This is a genomic window from Acetobacter malorum (genome assembly GCF_001580615.1).
In the GTDB taxonomy this organism is placed as follows: Bacteria; Pseudomonadota; Alphaproteobacteria; order Acetobacterales; family Acetobacteraceae; genus Acetobacter; species Acetobacter malorum.
Genome location: NZ_LHZC01000057.1, coordinates 109,361 through 123,140, shown reverse-complemented (window position 1 = coordinate 123,140; position 13,780 = coordinate 109,361). Strand labels below are relative to the sequence as shown.

At 59.9% G+C, this 13,780-nt stretch carries 10 protein-coding genes; 5 read left to right on the top strand and 5 right to left on the bottom strand.

The genetic code is table 11. The annotated features are described in order from the left end of the window. Nucleotides 1-175: 175 nt before the first annotated feature. From AD930_RS16115 to AD930_RS16100, 4 genes are all read right to left on the bottom strand, one after another. Nucleotides 176-2,500: a xanthine dehydrogenase family protein molybdopterin-binding subunit gene (locus tag AD930_RS16115; protein WP_061507056.1), complete on the bottom strand. Its 2,325-nt coding sequence runs from the start codon at nucleotides 2,498-2,500 to the stop codon at nucleotides 176-178. Next, nucleotides 2,493-2,966: a (2Fe-2S)-binding protein gene (locus AD930_RS16110; protein ID WP_043552373.1), complete on the bottom strand. Its 474-nt coding sequence runs from the start codon at nucleotides 2,964-2,966 to the stop codon at nucleotides 2,493-2,495. Before AD930_RS16110 ends, AD930_RS16115 begins: the two co-directional genes overlap by 8 nt. Nucleotides 2,967-2,986: 20 nt before the next feature. Then, nucleotides 2,987-4,318: a cytochrome c gene (locus AD930_RS16105; protein ID WP_043552375.1), complete on the bottom strand. Its 1,332-nt coding sequence runs from the start codon at nucleotides 4,316-4,318 to the stop codon at nucleotides 2,987-2,989. A 411-nt stretch (nucleotides 4,319-4,729) separates the two neighbouring features. After that, nucleotides 4,730-6,202 carry a mannitol dehydrogenase family protein gene (locus AD930_RS16100; protein WP_061507055.1) on the bottom strand — a complete coding sequence of 491 codons (1,473 nt, stop codon included), beginning with the start codon at nucleotides 6,200-6,202 and terminating at the stop codon, nucleotides 4,730-4,732. A gap of 308 nt (nucleotides 6,203-6,510) precedes the next feature. Here AD930_RS16100 and rpmI point away from each other — a divergent pair, with 308 nt between their 5' ends. From rpmI to pstS, 5 genes are all read left to right on the top strand, one after another. Continuing rightward, on the top strand, nucleotides 6,511-6,714 hold the full coding sequence (gene rpmI, locus AD930_RS16095; protein WP_006557067.1) for a 50S ribosomal protein L35: 204 nt from the start codon (nucleotides 6,511-6,513) through the stop codon (nucleotides 6,712-6,714). A 14-nt stretch (nucleotides 6,715-6,728) separates the two neighbouring features. Then, entirely contained in the window at nucleotides 6,729-7,088 is a 360-nt protein-coding gene (gene rplT, locus AD930_RS16090) for a 50S ribosomal protein L20 (RefSeq protein ID WP_025825489.1), read from the top strand. 146 nt (nucleotides 7,089-7,234) lie between these two features. Further along, nucleotides 7,235-8,305, top strand: coding sequence for a phenylalanine--tRNA ligase subunit alpha (gene pheS / locus AD930_RS16085; RefSeq protein WP_043552380.1), 1,071 nt, complete (start codon nucleotides 7,235-7,237; stop codon nucleotides 8,303-8,305). A gap of 3 nt (nucleotides 8,306-8,308) precedes the next feature. After that, nucleotides 8,309-10,768 carry a phenylalanine--tRNA ligase subunit beta gene (pheT, locus tag AD930_RS16080; RefSeq protein ID WP_061507054.1) on the top strand — a complete coding sequence of 820 codons (2,460 nt, stop codon included), beginning with the start codon at nucleotides 8,309-8,311 and terminating at the stop codon, nucleotides 10,766-10,768. Nucleotides 10,769-10,810: 42 nt separating this feature from the next. Then, nucleotides 10,811-11,863, top strand: coding sequence for a phosphate ABC transporter substrate-binding protein PstS (gene pstS / locus AD930_RS16075; RefSeq protein WP_061507053.1), 1,053 nt, complete (start codon nucleotides 10,811-10,813; stop codon nucleotides 11,861-11,863). Between the two features lie 180 nt (nucleotides 11,864-12,043). Here pstS and AD930_RS16070 read toward each other — a convergent pair whose 3' ends face one another. After that, the gene (locus tag AD930_RS16070; protein ID WP_082781957.1) at nucleotides 12,044-13,777 is read right to left on the bottom strand and encodes an ABC transporter substrate-binding protein; all 1,734 of its coding nucleotides are present in this window, start codon (nucleotides 13,775-13,777) and stop codon (nucleotides 12,044-12,046) included. Between the last annotated feature and the right edge of the window lie 3 nt (nucleotides 13,778-13,780).

Genomic DNA, 13,780 nt, shown 5'->3' with positions numbered 1-13,780 from the left:
TCCAGATGAATAGAGCAGCCCTTCAGGTCCTAAACGGTCTGGAGGGCTTTTTTTATGGGCCGACTGTTGTCTTTCACAGTCGCCTTTTAGAGCTTGGCGCATAAAAAAAACCGGCGGCTGAAAACAGCGCACCGGTTTTTTGTAACCGTCTTATCCGTTCAGGAAAAAGCCTGCGTCAGGCGGGCTTTTTCTCGGAAAGGCCTTTCAGAACATCCGCAGGGCGGATGGGCTGGTGGCGCAGGCGGACACCCACGGCATTGAATACGCCATTGGCAATGGCCGCGCCAATGGTGGTTACACCCGGTTCACCAAGGCCCATGGGCTTTTCGGTGCTGTCCACAAACTCGATATCCATTTCCGGGATGTCGGTAATGCGGAGCGGGGTGTAGGTGTTCAGGTTGCGGTCGCGCACGTTGCCGTTTTCGATTTCGGTGTTCTCAAACAGCGCCATGCTCAGGCCCCACAGAGCACCACCTTCCGTCTGGGCCATAGCGCCATCGGGATCAACAATCGTGCCAGCATCCAGAACCAGCCAGATTTTCTGGCAGGTCACAACGCCGGTTTTGCGGTCCACATGCACCTGCACGGCACCTGCCGTCCAGGTCGGCATGGCGCGTTCCTGACCGAAGGTGGTGGCAATGCCAATGGCCGTATCTTTCGGCAGCTGGGCTTTGCCATAGCCGCATTTTTCAACCAGACGCTTCAGCACGTTGGCCTGACGGGTCGCGCCCCCAACAGAGTCCGGTGCCTTGCCTGCATTGCGGCCTTTGGCCGTCAGCAGGGAGATGCGGAACTCAACCGGGTCATGCCCGAGTTCGTGGGCCAGTTCATCCAGAAACGCTTCATGCGCCCATGGCGTCCAGCCGGAACTCACGGAACGCAGCCAGCCCGGACGGAACGTGGCGTCAGCCAGATCATTATCCAGCGCACGCACGCGCATCGGCCCGACATCATACCAGTGGTCAGCGCCAGCAATGGCGAACTGATCGTAAGGTTTGCCGTCTGCACCTTTTTCCATGAAGGCCGAAGCCATCACGCCGGTCGGCCAGCCTGCAGAGGCATGGTGCTGCCAGCCTTTGAGGGCCTTCTGGTCATCCATAGCCACACGCACCGTCTGGATGGACGGGGAGCGGAAGGAGTCAAACTGCATATCGTCAGAGCGGGTCAGGATCAGTTTGACCGGCTTGCCGCCGAGTTCCTTGGAAATCAGCGCGGCAGGAACAGCGTAATCCCCGTTCAGGCGTCGGCCAAAGCCACCACCCAGCAGGTAACTGCGCATAACAACGTCGGTCTCTTTAACCTGCAATGCCTTGGCGATAACCGGCAGGAACAGGGACTGCCACTGGTTACCGCAATGGATTTCCCATTTGCCGTCCTGCTGGCGGGCCAGAGCGTTCATGGGCTCAAGCTGATAGTGCAGCACGGATGCACAGGTGTAGGTGCGCTCAAACACGTGTTTGGCAGACGCGAAGGCTTCATCCACGCCATCATCATTGAACACGCAGGAGCCGCCGGTTTTCTCGGCAATCTGCTTGCGACCGTGTTCGATAATGTCTTTTTCCGAGACATTGGCCGTCTTGCCCGGCGTCCAGGTGACCTTCAGCGCATCGGTTGCGCGGATGGCGGCCGGATAGGTGGAGGCCAGAACAGCAACCCAGCCGGGCACCGTGTCGGACGGATCGTTCAGAACGATGTAGCGGATATAGCCTTTGATCTTTTTGGCTTCGCTATCATCAACGGAGACAACCTTGGAGCCATAGCGCGTGGGCGGCAGCTTGGGCCGCGCATACACCATGCCTTCCAGCTTGGCGTCGATGCCGTAAATGGCGGTGCCGTCAGTCTTGGCCGGAATATCCAGCGCTTTGACGTCTTTACCAATCAGGCGACGTTCAGAGGCGGGTTTGAGCGGCAGCTTGGCCATCTCATCCGGGCTGAAGGAGCGTGTGGGGCGGGCGTGGCTGACAATGTCACCAAAGGAGACAGAGCGGCTGCCGGCAATCACGCGGCCATTACGCGCAATACAGTTGGCGGGGGAGGTGCCAAGCAGTTTGGCGCCTTCTTCCACCAGCACGGTGCGGGCTGCGGCCCCAGCCTGACGGAAGACATCCCATGTCATCCATACGGACCATGACCCACCGGTGACCATCAGGCCCCATTTGGGGTCTGTATCCACATAGGTGATACGGACCTTGTCCCAGTCGGCTTCCATTTCGTCCGCAATAATACGGGCGAGGGCGGTGCCAACATGCTGGCCCATTTCTGCGCGGATGATGTTGACGTTCACCACGCCATCCGGGCCGACAGAGCACCAGACAGTCGGTTCAAACGCGCCGTTGCCGGGCAGGCTGGCATTCTGCGGGTAGGTCTGCGCGGCAGAAGCCTCCCGCGCGAACCCGAACATGAACGCCGAGCCAAGGCCTGTCAGCAGCACACCACGGCGGGTCGGGCCACGCCCGGCCGCACGGTCCTGCCGGGCTGCAATGCGTTCCAGTTTACCCATTAGATTTCTCCTCACGCATGGCGGCGGCGGCTTTCTTGATAGCCTTGCGGATGCGGACATAGGTCATGCAGCGGCACAGGCTGCCGCCCATCACGCCGTCAATTTCCTCATCCGTCGGGTCCGGATAGTCCTTCAGCAGGCTGGCAGCCTGCATGATCTGGCCGGACTGGCAGTAACCGCACTGCGGAACCTGAATATCCCGCCATGCCTGCTGCACGGGGTGTTCACCCTCGGGGTGCAGCCCTTCAATCGTGGTGATCTCAGCGCCTTCAATGGAGCTGATCGGCGTGATGCAGGAGCGGGTGGCGCGGCCCCCCACATGCACGGTGCAGGCACCGCACTGGCCAACGCCACAGCCAAATTTTGTGCCTGTCTGGTCCAGCTCGTCACGCAGGGCCCAGAGCAGGGGGGTATCTTCTGGCACATCGACGGAAACGTCACGGCCATTGAGTTTGAACTTAATCATGAGTGGCTCCGTGTGCCGCCTTAGTGAGAAGAGTTAACGGGAAGGGTTTTAACGGTCTTGCGAATTTCCGCAGCTTTCTTCTCAAGATCTGTCCAGGGCGGCAGCGTGGTGCGTGTGCGGCGCAGATAGGCAGCAATGCGGGCCATGTCTGCATCGGACAGAGCGTTATAGAAGCTGGGCATGGCGACACCGGACTGGCCTTCTTCAGCCGTCAGGCCGTGCAGCATGACCTGATAAAGGTTGGTCGGTTCATCCAGCCACAGCGCGTTGTTCAGAGCGAGATCCGGGCGGCCGAGGACGGGCATGGGGGCTGCGTTGTAATGGCAGGCGCCACAGGCGCCCTGATACAGGCGGGCATCCGGGTCCAGCGTGTTCGGGCCGATCAGGTCCTTTTTGGACTGTTCCATGGCGCGGGCGAGAGCCGCTTTGTCATGACCCTGACGTTCCGCAGCGTGGTCCACGTCCGCATAGTAATGCGCAAGGGCATGCACATCATAATCCGGCACCTGAGAGAGGAAGCGGTGCGGGATGGGGGACATCGGGCCGCCAGCCGGGCCGTGCAGCGGGGCTACGCCAAAGCGCAGATACTGGTACAGCTCGTCTTCCGTCCATGTGGTCGGGGTCGGGTTCTTGTCGTTCAGCGGGGGGGCAATCCACGCATCAACAACAGCGCCGTCATACATGGAGCCCTTCTTTTCAGCACCCATCAGGTTACGCGGCGTATGGCATGCACCACAGTGGGCATTGCCTTCGGCCAGATAGGCACCACGGTTCCACAGCGCATCATGGCTGGGGTCGGGTTTGTAGACGCCGGGGGTGAAGAACATCAGCTTCCAGCCAGCCTGGAAAATACGCAGGCTGAGGGGGAACGGCAGTTCGTTCGGGCGGCGGGACATGTGCACGGCAGGCCGTGTCATCAGGAAGGCATACAGATCAGAAATGTCCTGATCCGTCATTTTGGTGAAGTGATCGTACGGGAAAGCCGGGATCAGATGCACGCCCTGACGGGAGACACCATAGCGCAGGGAGCGGCGCAGAGCCTCTTCCGACCACGCGCCAATGCCCATTTCAGGGTCAGGGGTAATGTTGGAGGAATAGATGGCCCCGAACGGGGTTTCCATCTTGTAGTCACCGGCAAGCTCAGGGCCGCCGCCATTATCTGTGCGGGTATGGCACTCCGCACAATAGCCTTCAGCGGCAACAATGCGGCCGCGCTCAATCTGCTCGGCTGAAAAGCTGCTGGCCGCCGGCGGCTCTATCGTGGCAATCGGCGGATACCATGCATAATACAGAAACCCGAGCCCACCCAGGACACCAGCCCCGACAGCTCCTGCTAAGAGACGTTTGATCACTCTACCCCCAATCCTGTGCATACGACAGCCAGCCGAAGCTGAAAGACTGAAAACATCCAGTCCCTCCTCTTCGGGAGGTCCGGGAACCTGCCGTCTGAAGGTCTGTTATTTAATAGTGGACAAAACTTATCTGGATTTGGCCTGCAAATAAACGCATAGGTTTGTGCGTAAAGCAGAGAAATCTGAATAAGATTTATTTGAAACACGATAATGTTATGGAAATCAGCCAGTTTCCCCCTTGACTGTATTTTTCTCTATATCGACGGGGGCTCTTTTGCATGTAAGACATGCGCCCACTGCGTGCGGAAACCCCTGTTTTTGTGAGCGGTTTTGGCTTGTTTACGCAGTGTAGTTGCCTGCAGGAAAAGTTCTGCCCGAAAAAACGAGCAGAACTTTAGTGTTATAACAGAATTACAGGCCGAGTTCTTTAAGTGTCTGGCGCGCGCCGTGCGTGCGGATACTGCTGCGCAGTTTGGTTACATCCTCAACAAACGCCGGATACTGGTCCAGATCCCAGCCAGAGAAGACCGGCATGGTCAGGCCTGCGGCCAGATCGTCTTTCAGCGCCAGATCTTTGGCGGCATCAGGCAGGCCCGGCTCGGCAATTTTGTAGGTTTTGTGGCTTTCCGTCTCGCCGCGCAGATATTCCAAGAAGCAGGCGACACCAAAGGCAACACGCCGATGGTCTTTGCCGTCTTTCAGGACGCCTTTGACGGTGTCGGTCCAGAAAACCGGCAGCTTGGAGGCGCTATCTGACGCAATGCGCAGAAGCTGGTCTCCCACAGCCGGGTTGCGGAAGCGGTGCAGAACCTGACGCGCATAGTCGCTGAGGGATACACCTTTGGGCGGAGTGATGAGCGGACTGGCATCATTTGCCAGAAACTGCTCCAGCAGGGTGACGAGTCCGGCGTCAGCCATGGCGTGCGGCACGGTGTCATAATCCATCAGCACGCCGGGCAGGGCGAGCATGGAGTGGGAGGCGTTGAGCATGCGCAGTTTCACCTGCTCATACGGGCCAACATCATCCGTAAATTCCACGCCAACGGCTTCCAGTTCCGGGCGACCTGCACAGAATTTGTCCTCAATGACCCACTGCGTGAAGTCTTCCGCAAACAGCGGCATCTGGTCCGCAATGCCGCTCATATCGTCCAGCCGGGCAATGTCGGTCTCGGAAACGGACGGGGTGATGCGGTCCACCATAGTGGAGGGGAAAGTCACGTTTTCCTTGATCCACGCGCCCAGAGCCGGGTCCCGCGCTTCCGCAAAGGTGCAGAACGCCGTGCGGGCGACGGTGCCGTTATCGCGCAGATTATCACACGTCATGACGGTGAAGGGGCCGATGCCACTCTCCCGGCGCAAACGCAGGGCTTCCGTCACCAGCCCGAAAGCGGTTTCCGGCACGTCGCGCTTGAGGTCCGCGGCAATAGCGGGATCATCCAGCATGAATTTGCCGCTGGCATCTACGTAGTAGCCGCCTTCTGTAATGGTCAGGCTGACAATTTTAATGGCCGGGTCAGCCAGCCGTTTGATGGCGGCGGCGCGATCCTTTGCGGCCTGCACATATTCGGTAATAGCGCCCAGAACGCGGATGGTGTGCGTGTTGTCCGGTGCAAATTCCGTCAGCGTATACAGGCCATCCTGTTCCGCCATAATGGCGGCGCGGCGGGTTTCCCGCGTATTATCACGCAGCCCTACGCCCACAATGGCCCAGTCCTGCTGGCCGGGGCGTGCCAATACCCGATCAACATACAGCGCCTGATGTGCCCGGTGGAAGTTGCCGACGGCCAGATGGGCAATGCCCGGTGTGGTCTTCTGGCGGTCATAGGCGGGGGTGAGAACCTGCGGCGGAAGTTGTTTGAGGGTGGTATTGGAAAGGGCAATCATGAAATTGGCGTACCTCGTTCTGTTTTCAGGCAGATCTGGTGCAGGCTAAAAATCTTTCAATCACAGCGCGCTGGAGGGCTGTGGTACACAGGGTGCGGTGCCCGGTTTGCGGGCGGGAAAGGCCTGACCATGAGGAACCATACCATGGTTGCGCAGAAAAATCCCGGTGAGATGCCGCTTGAAACTCTCCGCACTTTCCGTTATGTCAGCGCCTTCGTTACACGCGTCCGGGCTTGTGGGGCATGCCCGGCCGTGTTTTGCCGCTCTGGCAACAGAGGGGCGCGGTTCGAGCTTTCAGGAGTAAAGAAATGCCCAAGATGAAGACCAAGTCGTCGGTCAAAAAGCGGTTCAAAATCACCGCAACCGGCAAGGTGCTCTCAGGTCCGTGCGGTAAACGTCACGGCATGATCAAGCGTCCGCAGAAAATGAAGCGCACCAACCGTGGCGCACAGGTGATGACACCGCAGGACGGTCGTACCGTCAAGCAGTGGGCACCCTACGGGCTGGTTTGAGGAGCATCTGAGATATGGCACGTGTAAAACGCGGTGTAACAACCCACGCTCGTCACAAAAAAGTCCTGGACATGTCCAAGGGCTTCCGTGGCCGGTCTTCTACAAACTATCGCATTGCTCTGGAACGGCTTGAAAAGTCTCTCCAGTACGCATACCGCGATCGCCGGAACAAGAAGCGCGAATTCCGCGCTCTGTGGATCCAGCGTATCAATGCTGCTGTGCGTGAGCACGGCCTGACCTACAGCCGTTTCATCAACGGTCTGGACAAGGCTGGCATTGAAATCGACCGTAAAGTTCTGGCCGCCATCGCTTTTGATGACGCCGCAACGTTTGCGGAAATCGTGAAGAAAGCTCAGGCCGCTCTGGCTGCCTGAGGCTTCTGGCCGATTTGTCCTGAAAAAGGCCGTCCGCAAGGGCGGCCTTTTTTGTTCCGGCGGCTGTTTTTCTGGCTAAGGGGTTTTCTCTGCGCGGCTGAGCGGGTATCCGCCTCCTAGCATTTTCCCCTCTCGTGTGAGGTTTCATGAGCGACGATCTTGAGATTCTCCGGCAGGACGTCCTGTCGGAACTGGCCGGTGCGGCCGATATGCGGGCATGGGATGCCGTGCGTGTTGGCACACTGGGTAAATCAGGCCGCCTGACGGCGTTGCTCAAGGCGCTGGGGAAAATGGCCCCGGACGAGCGTAAGGCGCGTGGCGTGGCGCTCAACCGCCTGCGCGATGACCTGACGCGGGCCATTGAAGACCGTGGGCGTGAGCTGGAAGCCGCAGCGCTGGAAGCCCGTCTGGTTGCCGAGCGTGTGGATGTCAGCCTGCCGCCACCCGTGACGGCACAGGGGTCTATTCACCCCATCAGCCGCGCTGTGGAAGAAATGACCGCCATTTTCGGGGCCATGGGCTTCAGTGTGGCGGAAGGGCCGGATATCGAGACGGACTGGCATAACTTCTCCGCCCTGAACACGCCGGACCATCACCCCGCCCGGACCGACCATGACACGTTCTATCTGCCGCCCGTGCCGGGGCTGGATGTTGCGCGCGTACTGCGCACCCAGACCTCTGGCGTGCAGATCCGCACCATGCTCAGCCAGAAGCCGCCGATCCGCGTGATCTGCCCCGGCCGCACCTATCGTGCTGACCATGATGCGACCCATTCCCCCATGTTCCACCAGTGCGAAGGTCTGGTGGTCGGGCAGGGCATTACGCTGGGGCACCTCAAGGGCTGCCTGATTGAGTTCCTGCGGGTGTTTTTTGACAAGCCGGATCTGCCGGTACGCTTCCGCTCCTCCTACTTCCCGTTTACCGAGCCTTCCATGGAAGTGGATATCGGCTGGTCTCGCCGCACGGGTGAGATTGGTGGCGGGGAAGACTGGCTGGAAGTGCTGGGCTCCGGCATGATTCACGCCCGCGTGCTGGCCAACTGTGGTCTGGACCCGCGTGAATGGCAGGGCTTTGCCTTCGGGATGGGCGTTGAGCGCCTGACCATGCTGAAGAACGGCATTCCCGATCTGCGTTCGTTCTATGAGAGTGATATTCGCTGGCTGCGTCATTACGGGTCTGACCCGCTTGCGCCCGCACTGCTGCACGAAGGGGTGTAAGACATGAAATTTACGCTTTCATGGCTGTATGACCATCTTGAAACCTCAGCCACGGTTGAGGAAATCTGCGCCAAACTGAACCAGATTGGCCTTGAGGTTGAAGGGGTGGAAAACCCCGGTGCGGCGCTTGAGCCGTTCCTGACCGCCCGTATTCTGGAAGCCACCCAGCACCCGAACGCGGACCGCTTGCAGGTCTGCCGCGTGGATGCCGGGCCGGGCATGACTGATGTGCAGGTTGTGTGCGGCGCGCCGAACGCCCGCGCCGGTCTGGCAGTCATTTTTGCAAAACCGGGCACGTATGTGCCGGGGCTGGATATCACCATCAAGGCAGGCAAAATCCGTGGGGAAGCCAGCGGCGGCATGCTGTGCTCCCTGCGTGAGCTGGGCATGGGGGAAGATACCGGCGGTATTGCGGAACTGCCGGAAGATACACTCCCCGGTCAGTCCTATGCCGATTTTGCCGGTCTGGACGACGTGGTGATTGAAATCGCCATCACCCCCAACCGTGGCGATGCGCTGAGCGTACGTGGGATTGCGCGTGACCTCGCTGCAGCTGGTCTGGGCACGCTGCGGCCATGGATGGCCGAGGCGGTTGAAGGGACGTTTGAGTCCCCCATCACATGGGAAAATTCCTACCCGGAAGCCTGCCCGTGGGTGCTTGGTCGCACCGTGCGGGGCGTGAAGAATGGTCCCAGCCCGGAATGGCTGCGCCGCAAGCTGGAAAGCATTGGTCTGCGGTCTATTTCTACGCTGGTGGATATTACCAATTACTTCTGTTTTGATCTTGGTCGCCCTCTGCATGTCTTTGATGTTAAAAAACTTTCAGGTAGCCGTCTGACCCTGTGTCACGGTGCCGGAGAGACCTTTAAGGCGCTGGACGGGCAGGACTATACGGTCACGCCGGATGACTGCGTGATTACCGATGCCAACGGCGTGCAGTCCGTTGGGGGCATTATGGGCGGCGACGCCTCTGGTGCGGATGAGGGCACGACGGACGTGTTCGTGGAATGTGCGCTGTTTGACCCCGTGCATATTGCTCTGAGCTGCCGCCGTCTGGGGCTATCTTCTGATTCCAGTTATCGCTTTGAGCGCGGCGTGGACCCGGCTCTGCCCGTTGCAGCTATGGAAGCTGCAACCCGCATGATTATTGAGCTGTGCGGCGGTGAAGCCAGTGAGGTTGTCTCCGCTGGTGAGCAGCCCGCATGGCAGCGGGAAGCTACGCTGCGGTTCAACCGGGTGCGGGATCTGGGTGGGCTGGATGTGCCTGCGCAGGACAGCATCGCCCTGCTGGAAAAGCTTGGCTTTGAGGTTCAGGAAAAGACCGAGACCCATGTGCGGGCCAGCGTGCCGTCCTGGCGCAATGATATTGCTCAGAAGCCGGTTCTGGCTCAGGGGCAGGATCTGCCTGCTGATCAGGCCGCTCGTGCTGCCGAAGGTGTGGAACTGATTGAAGCCGAGAGCGATCTGGTGGAAGAAGTGCTGCGCCTGAAAGGGCTGGACGCTGTGCCGCCTGTGCCGCTGCCGTCTGTCAGCGTAGTGCCTGCTGTGGCTCTTACGCCGCGTCAGGTGCGGGCTGCGCGGGCGCGTCGGGTTCTGGCTGCACGTGGACTGGTGGAAACGGTTGGGTTCTCCTTCGTCTCACATGAGGATGCGCTGCGCTTTGGTGGCGCACCGGACTCCCTGCGGCTGCTGAACCCCATTGCATCTGATCTGGACCAGATGCGCCCCACGCCCATGGTCAATCTGGTTGCAGCCAGCCAGCGCAATGCTGCGCGGGGCTGGGCGGATATCGGGCTGTTTGAAATTGGGGCCGGGTTCTCGGAAGACGGGCAGCAGCAGATTGCCGCGGGCCTCCGCGCTGGCCATACGCCGCGTTATCCGGGGCAGGTCAGCACGGCTGTGTCCCTGTGGACGGCCAAGGCGGATGCGCTGGAACTGCTCACACAGCTTGGTGTGTCGGTTGAGGGGCTGAGTGCGACGCCGGATGCGCCGTCATGGTATCATCCGGGCCGGTCTGGCGTGCTGCGTCAGGGGCCGAAAATGGTGCTGGGCTACTTTGGTGAGCTGCATCCGTCTCTGTTGCAGGCGGAAGGCATTGATGTGCCGGTCGTGGGATTTGAAATCCTGCTGGATGCCGTGCCGGAACCGAAGCGCCGCCGGAAATCCGCGCCGAAACTCTCTGCCTTCCAGCCTGTGCGGCGTGACTTTGCCTTTGTGGTGGCGCGCGACGTGCCGGGTGAAAAGCTGCTGAAAGCCGTGAAGGGTGCGGACCGCAATCTCGTGTCCGATGTCAGCCTGTTTGACCTGTATGAAGGTGAGCATGTGCCGGAAGGGCATCGTTCCATGGGGGTGGAAGTCACCTTGCAGCCCGTGGACAAAAGCCTGACGGATGCGGAACTGGAAGCTGTTTCCGAGCGTATTGTGGCCGCTGTCGCCAAAGCAACAGGGGCAACCCTGCGCTAAGCAGGGCAACGTGACAGAAACCGGAAGCGGAGAGCAGCAGGGATGACACACCGGACGACACTCCTGAGAAATGGGGTAAAGCTGGCACTGCTTTCTGCCACGGTGCTTTTGTGCGGTGCTCAAAACCTGCGGGCGGAAGAGATTACCGGGGCTGGGTCGAGCTTTGCGGCCCCGCTTTATCAGGCATGGTCTGCGGCTTCGTCCGCAAGCACCGGGGTGAGGGTCAATTACCAGACCATCGGCTCCGGGGCCGGGCAGAACATGGTGCTGGCTGGCACGGTGGATTTCGGGGCCTCTGATGCGCCGATGGCACCGGAAAAGCTGGAAACCGGGCATCTGATGCAGTTTCCCACAGGCATTGGCGGCATTGTGGTGATTGTAAATGTGCCGGGTGTGCCCGATGGGGCGTTACGCCTGACAGGCCCGGTGCTGGCTGGTCTGTATGATGGCAGCATCAGCTCTTGGAATGATCCGCGCATTGTGGAGCTTAACCCCAGCCTCAAACTGCCTGATCTGCCTGTCGCGGCACTACATCGGGCCGATGGGTCCGGCACAACCTTTGTGTTTACCGACTATCTTGGCCGGGTTTCTTCTGAGTGGAGCACGGCCGTCGGGCGTGGGACATCGGTTGACTGGCCAGCCGGGTCTGGTGCTCGTGGGAATGACGGCATTGCGTCCTACGTGGCCAACACGGAAGGTAGCATTGGCTACGTGGAATATGCGTATGCCGAGCGCAACCACCTGCCGATGGTGCAGTTGCAGAACAAGGCGGGGGGTTTTGTAACGGCCTCGGCAGAGAGTTTTGCTAAAGCAGCAGACTCTGCTCAGTGGGACGATAAAACTCTGACAGCAGCGTTGTCCGACACTCAGGGCGAGGGGGCATGGCCGATTGTGACCACAACCTATGTTCTGGTGCCGCAGCATCTGGCGGGTACGGAACACGGGCAGGCAGTCCGGACGTTCTTCCGCTGGGGGCTGACAAATGGTGAGGATGCCAGCCGCAAGCTGGATTACGTGCCTATTCCGGCGCGCGTGCGAACCATGGCGCTCGGGCGGCTGGATCAGCTTGCGCAGCCGGGAACGCCTAAGGAATAGCGCCCTCGCTGGGGGCAGAAAAATCCTCTCGCCAGTCTGATGTGGGGGGATATGCGCAGTCATCCCGTACTCATCCCATTGTTGTCCCGACTTTCATCCACAGATTCTGTGGATAAAGCGGGTCGGGACGGACGGCGGCTCTCGATGGGAAGAGAATTGACGCGGGTGAAGGCGCAGTGACTACTGCAGCCACACCTGTGAGAAAAAGAGCTTATTGACCTGAGTGTAAAAGAAATTCTTCAGGCGCGGTGAGGTGATGATGACATCATCTTTCTCAATCGCCGGGGCGATGGGGGCCTGTTCCATCACCAGATGATCCACCTCTCGCCAGAGTTCATCCCTCTGGTGCTGGGTAAGGGAGACGTCCGTTTTGGCGCGGTCCATCAGCGCCTGAATGCGCTTGTCACAAAAGCCGGGAATGTTGATGGAACTGTCCGAATTGGGATGGAAGTTCTCACAGCCCAGCAGGTCATCCAGAAAGTTGGAGGGGGACGGATAGTCCGCTGACCAGTCCTTGAGGGCAATCTGCACATGATTGCCGGAGTTCTGCATGTAGTTGAACGCCATGGAACTGCTGAGCGGACGGAGCGTGGCCTGATAGCCAATGCTTTGCAGCATGTCGCGCAGCCATGTGCCCATGGCGTAATCGATGCTCGTATTGGCCGTTACCAGCGTGACGTGCTGCCCGGCAGTCCCGCTTTCCCGCACCAGAGCGCGGGCCTTTTCCAGATCCGGTGCGGACCATTGCGCCGCAGGGGCGGAAGGAGACGCGCCGCGGGTGTAGAAGCACTGGTCAGACGCGACGGGGAAGGACGAGGGCAACATGCCGCACAGAGGCCGGGCAATACCGGGGCCGCCATACAGAATGACCATCGCCTTGCGGTTGAGCGCGTAGTTAACGGCCTGCCGTGCTTTAAGCTGGTTAAAGGGCGGCAGATTGACGTTCATCGGGATGAAATACATGGCCGGATGGGGTGCCACATGGGTTTGCGCTGTAAAGCGGCTCCCCAGTTCGCCCAGCCTGTCCATGGGGACCGTGTCCGCCAGCCAGTCATACTGGCCATTTTCAACAGCGGTCACGGCGGCTTCATCCGGGATGCCGAAGCTGTATTCTATGCGGTCCGGGTAGCCCTCGGGCTGGGCCTGAGCGTCCCACACCCGGAAATACGGGTTGCGGTCCAGATGCAGGAATTTGTTCGGGTCATACGTCGTGATCCGATACGGGCCGGTGCTTGGGGCGGCCACGTTGCCAAGATCGTGGTCCGGGGTTCCGGCGGGCAGAATGACGGCGTGTGTAAAGCCTAGTTTCTGCAAAAATTCCGTATCAGGCCGGGCAAGGTGGAAGGTAACGGTGCGGTGTGCCGGGTCTTCCGTAATGCCTTCCTTTAGCGTGCAGGTGGATGGGCTGCGCAGGCAGGCATCGGCACCCGCAATAGCGGAATAAAAGGAGCCAGCTGTCGGAGAGCCAACCCGGAAAATGCGCCGGAAGGAGGCGGCAACATCTGCTGTGGTCAGAAGCTGGCCGTTGGAAAAGCGGATATTGGGGCGGAGGGTGAACACATAGGTCAGACCGCCATCCTGCGGGGCAGGAAGTGTTTCGGCCAGATCGGCTACGACATCATTCCCACCGGGGCCGGTAACTTTGCGGAAGGTCGTCAGCCCGTCATACACCACCGCATACAGGTTGATGTATTTGCTGGTGTAATTGATCTGTGGGTCCAGTGTGCCGCCGGACGCTGCAGCGACCAGCCTGAGCGTGCCGCCCCGATGCGCGGCCAGTGTTTCAGGCGTTTGGTCAACGGCTGTTTGTGCCGTGGCCGTTGCCATGCTGGCGGCTGTTGTCAGGCCAGCCAGCAGAACAGCGAAACAGTAACGGTGCACGCCCCGGTGCCTTAGCGTGCGGAAGGCGCGCATTCC

What these genes read in the sequence shown, in the direction of transcription:
- rpmI (WP_006557067.1), top strand. Translation starts at nt 6,511, where the DNA reads ATGCCCAAGATGAAGACCAAGTCGTCGGTCAAAAAGCGGTTCAAAATC.
- AD930_RS16100 (WP_061507055.1), bottom strand. Translation starts at nt 6,202, where the DNA reads ATGATTGCCCTTTCCAATACCACCCTCAAACAACTTCCGCCGCAGGTT.
- pheT (WP_061507054.1), top strand. Translation starts at nt 8,309, where the DNA reads ATGAAATTTACGCTTTCATGGCTGTATGACCATCTTGAAACCTCAGCC.
- pheS (WP_043552380.1), top strand. Translation starts at nt 7,235, where the DNA reads ATGAGCGACGATCTTGAGATTCTCCGGCAGGACGTCCTGTCGGAACTG.
- pstS (WP_061507053.1), top strand. Translation starts at nt 10,811, where the DNA reads ATGACACACCGGACGACACTCCTGAGAAATGGGGTAAAGCTGGCACTG.
- AD930_RS16110 (WP_043552373.1), bottom strand. Translation starts at nt 2,966, where the DNA reads ATGATTAAGTTCAAACTCAATGGCCGTGACGTTTCCGTCGATGTGCCA.
- AD930_RS16115 (WP_061507056.1), bottom strand. Translation starts at nt 2,500, where the DNA reads ATGGGTAAACTGGAACGCATTGCAGCCCGGCAGGACCGTGCGGCCGGG.
- AD930_RS16070 (WP_082781957.1), bottom strand. Translation starts at nt 13,777, where the DNA reads ATGCGCGCCTTCCGCACGCTAAGGCACCGGGGCGTGCACCGTTACTGT.
- rplT (WP_025825489.1), top strand. Translation starts at nt 6,729, where the DNA reads ATGGCACGTGTAAAACGCGGTGTAACAACCCACGCTCGTCACAAAAAA.